Origin of the sequence: Streptomyces sp. NRRL S-495, assembly GCF_000966955.1 — a bacterium.
Lineage (GTDB): Bacteria > Actinomycetota > Actinomycetes > Streptomycetales > Streptomycetaceae > Kitasatospora > Kitasatospora purpeofusca.
Window position 1 is genome coordinate 1 of record NZ_JZWY01000541.1, and the last position, 3137, is coordinate 3137.

At 72.6% G+C, this 3137-nt stretch carries 4 protein-coding genes; 3 read left to right on the forward strand and 1 reads right to left on the reverse strand.

Translation table 11 applies throughout. From position 1 onward, the window contains the following. Positions 1–374 precede the first annotated feature (374 nt). The gene (locus VR45_RS26655; RefSeq protein WP_045942379.1) at positions 375–791 is read right to left on the reverse strand and encodes a DUF3592 domain-containing protein; all 417 of its coding nucleotides are present in this window, start codon (positions 789–791) and stop codon (positions 375–377) included. 251 nt (positions 792–1042) lie between these two features. Here VR45_RS26655 and VR45_RS26660 point away from each other — a divergent pair, with 251 nt between their 5' ends. The 3 genes from VR45_RS26660 to VR45_RS26670 all read left to right on the forward strand — a co-directional run. Further along, entirely contained in the window at positions 1043–1498 is a 456-nt protein-coding gene (locus VR45_RS26660; protein WP_078896855.1) for a hypothetical protein, read from the forward strand. Between the two features lie 89 nt (positions 1499–1587). After that, positions 1588–1839, forward strand: coding sequence for a hypothetical protein (locus tag VR45_RS26665; RefSeq protein ID WP_030391225.1), 252 nt, complete (start codon positions 1588–1590; stop codon positions 1837–1839). 170 nt (positions 1840–2009) lie between these two features. Then, positions 2010–3137, forward strand: a 1128-nt coding sequence (locus VR45_RS26670; RefSeq protein WP_159394365.1) for a choice-of-anchor A family protein, incomplete at its 3' end; no start/stop codon positions are given.

Here is a 3137-nt window from a genome sequence, read left to right on the forward strand (position 1 = left end):
GTGGCGGCCTGCGCGCTGGTGGCGGTCATCGCGAGAGCGGCGCCCAACGCGGCGGAAGCGAGCAGCAGGGAATTCCGGGCACGGCGGAGCACGGTTCCTCCTGGGGGAGAGAAACGGGTGGGTGGGGGTCGTGCGAGCCGGGCCACAGCTACTACTGACAGGTAAGTTACTGGCAGGTTTCGCGGCCGTCCATGCTGTGCGCATACATTTCCGAAAATTCGTCAGAGGTTTCGACGGGTGCTCCGGAGGGAATTCCGAATTTCGCTCCGAGGGGTGTCGAAATGCATTCCGAAACGGGGCGGAGCGGAATTCGGCCGGTCTGCCGCGGTGGGGGAGGGGTCGGGCGACGGTGTGGTGGTGGGGGCTCCGCACCGTCAGCCGATGGTGGCGGCCACCCAGAAGAAGAACACCGTCGCCACGGCGAAGAGCACGCAGCAGTACCCCAGCAGCCCGACGCCGTCGGTGCTGGGGAAGCCGAGGACGACGACCTTCTCCGGGAAGCGCGGGAGGTGGGCGACCTCGACCGGGTCGCCGGGGCCGAGTCCGGTCGGCCCGCGCAGGGCTATCGAGGTGTCCGCCTCCACCGCGGGGCCGTCCGCGACCTCGAACCGCACCCGGACGGTGTCCTCGTAGCCGCCCTCGTCGCCCACGGGCGTGCTCGTCACGGAGACCACCCGGGCCCGGTGCCGGGTGCCGTAGCGGTTGATCCGGAACGTCCGCGAGGCCCGTGACCCGGTCCAGTACGCGTTGCCGGCGAAGACCGTCCCGATCAGGAGGGCGAGAAGGTTCACAGTGGGGCAGCCTACGCTCGGGCCCGGCTCCGCGCCCAGGGGTTCGTCATCAACTCCCTTGTGTTGGAGCGTAGTTCATGTTTCCGGCGAAGCCCGGGGCGGCCGTCCGACGGTGGCCGGGTAGGCTGCGGCTGCCGTCCTGGTGCCACCCGGTCGGCGGGCTCCACCGTGATCGTCGGCCGCAGCGGCCTGCGGCTGCCGCGCGCACGGGCGCGGCGGCGGGCCCTGGGGAACGAGGAGGCCGAGGAACCATGAGCCGTCGCGAGCGCGACCGGATCGGCAAGCAGGGCGGGGCCGGCAAGCAGGGCGCGGCAGGCAAGCAGGGCGGACGCGGCCCGGCGGCCCCGGTGACCGTCACCGTCTGCCGGGGCTGCTGCTGCGGCACCCAGGAGAAGCACCCCGGTGTCGACCACGCCGGCCAGTACGAGCGGCTGCGCGCGGCGGTCGGCGACGCGGGCCGGGTCCGCGCGGTGAAGTGCCTGGACACCTGCGCGCACTCCAACGTCGTGGTGGTCGGCCCCTCCAGCGAGGGCCGCGCGGCCGGCGGCCGGCCGGTCTGGCTGGGCTGGGTGCTGGCGGACGACATGATCGAGGAGATCGCCACCTGGGTGCACTCCGGCGGCCCCGGTGTCGCCGAACCGCCCGGGCTGCTCGACCTCCAGCAGATCTCGGTCTCCCGCCGCGTCGGGGAGGGCCTGCCGGGCTGACCCCGCCGACCCGGACCCGCGCGTGGGACGGCTGGCCTAGCATGACCCAGGGCACGCCCCAGGTTCCGCGCGCCGACAGGAGGAAGACGATGACCACGGTCTGCCGCATCTGTGCGGGCACCGGCCGTACCGCCGGCCTCAGCTGCCGGACCTGCCAGGGCACCGGCACCACCGAGGTCGGCGGTGGCGGTGGCAACTGCTTCCTCTGCGACGGCACCGGGGTGTACGTCCGCTACCGGGTCGACGCGGGCGGGGCCAAGCACGCCTACCGCGACGAGATCTGCCGCACCTGCGACGGCACCGGGAACCGGGCGGCTTCCCCCTGGGACGAAGCGTCCTGACGCTGCGGGCTGCCCCGACCCTGTTGGTGCAGCCCGTCCTGTTGGTGCAGTCCCTTCCCCGGCTCCGGACGGTGACGGTTGGTCCGGGCGGGTGCGCCCGCTCACCGCATCAGCGTAGGAGGGCGCCCCAGCGGTGACCGCGTTCGTACAAACTGTCGGACGCTACGAGCATGGCTTCCCTCAATCGACTGCTCGCCCGCGTCCGCCGAAGGGCCGGTGCCCTGGCGGTGCCGTGCACCCTCGTCACGGCCCTCGTCCCCGTCCTCGCGCTCGGCCCGGGCGCGGTCAGCGCCGCGGCCGCCCCGCTGCCCGGCGGACTCGGGCCCTGTGTGCCCGGCAGCTGCCCCGCCACTTACCCCACCTCGATCAACAACCTGCCGTTCACCGGCCGGGACAACGGCATCAACGTCTTCGTCGGCGGTGACTTCCTGGTCCGCGGCCGCGCCGCCGAGGCCGAGGGCCGCGTCGTCGTCCTCAACGCCTTCGACCAGGCGAAGGAGGCCGGGGTCAGCTCGATCTACAACGTCGGCATCGCCGGCGTCGGCTCCCGGGTCCCGCCGCCGGACGGCGCCGACTTCCTCACCACCGGCGCCGGGGTCACCGTCGCGAGCGGCCAGACCCTGGTGGCCGAGGGCGGCGTCGTCCGGCACGTCGGGCCCGTCAGCGGCACGGTGACCGGAACCTCCACCACCGATGCCAACGCCGTCCAGCCCTACACCGGCCTGCGCGCCCAGCTCTCGACCGCCTCCGACTGTTACGCCCGGGTCAACGGTATGCCCCGCACCCCGACCGGCACCGCCGTCAACTCGGGCGGCCAGACCCTGTTCACCGGTGACGGCAGTTCGGCGCTCCAGGTCTTCAACGCCGACTTCGACCTCACCGGGCCGACCGGCGGTCAGCAGGGCATCGTCTTCGCCAACATCCCGGCCGGGGCCACCATCCTGGTCAACGTCACCGGCACCACCCGCGTCCTGAACACCTTCAGCGGCGGCATCAACGACTCCGACGACCCGCTGAACGGCTACCGCGACCACCTGCTGTGGAACTTTCCCGACGCCACCTCGGTCACCCTGGGCGGCACCGGCCAGTTCCAGGGCAGCTTCCTGATCGGCGAACCGACCTCGCAGACCACGGTCACCCTGGCCGGCGTCAACGGCCGCTTCTTCACCACCGGCTCCCTCACCCACACCAGCCTGCCCGTCGGCGGCGGGGGCCAGGAGTTCCACTCCTACCCCTTCAACGGCGACCTGCCCTCCTGCGGCTCCACCCCGGTGACGGGTGAGGTGCGGGTGCTGAAG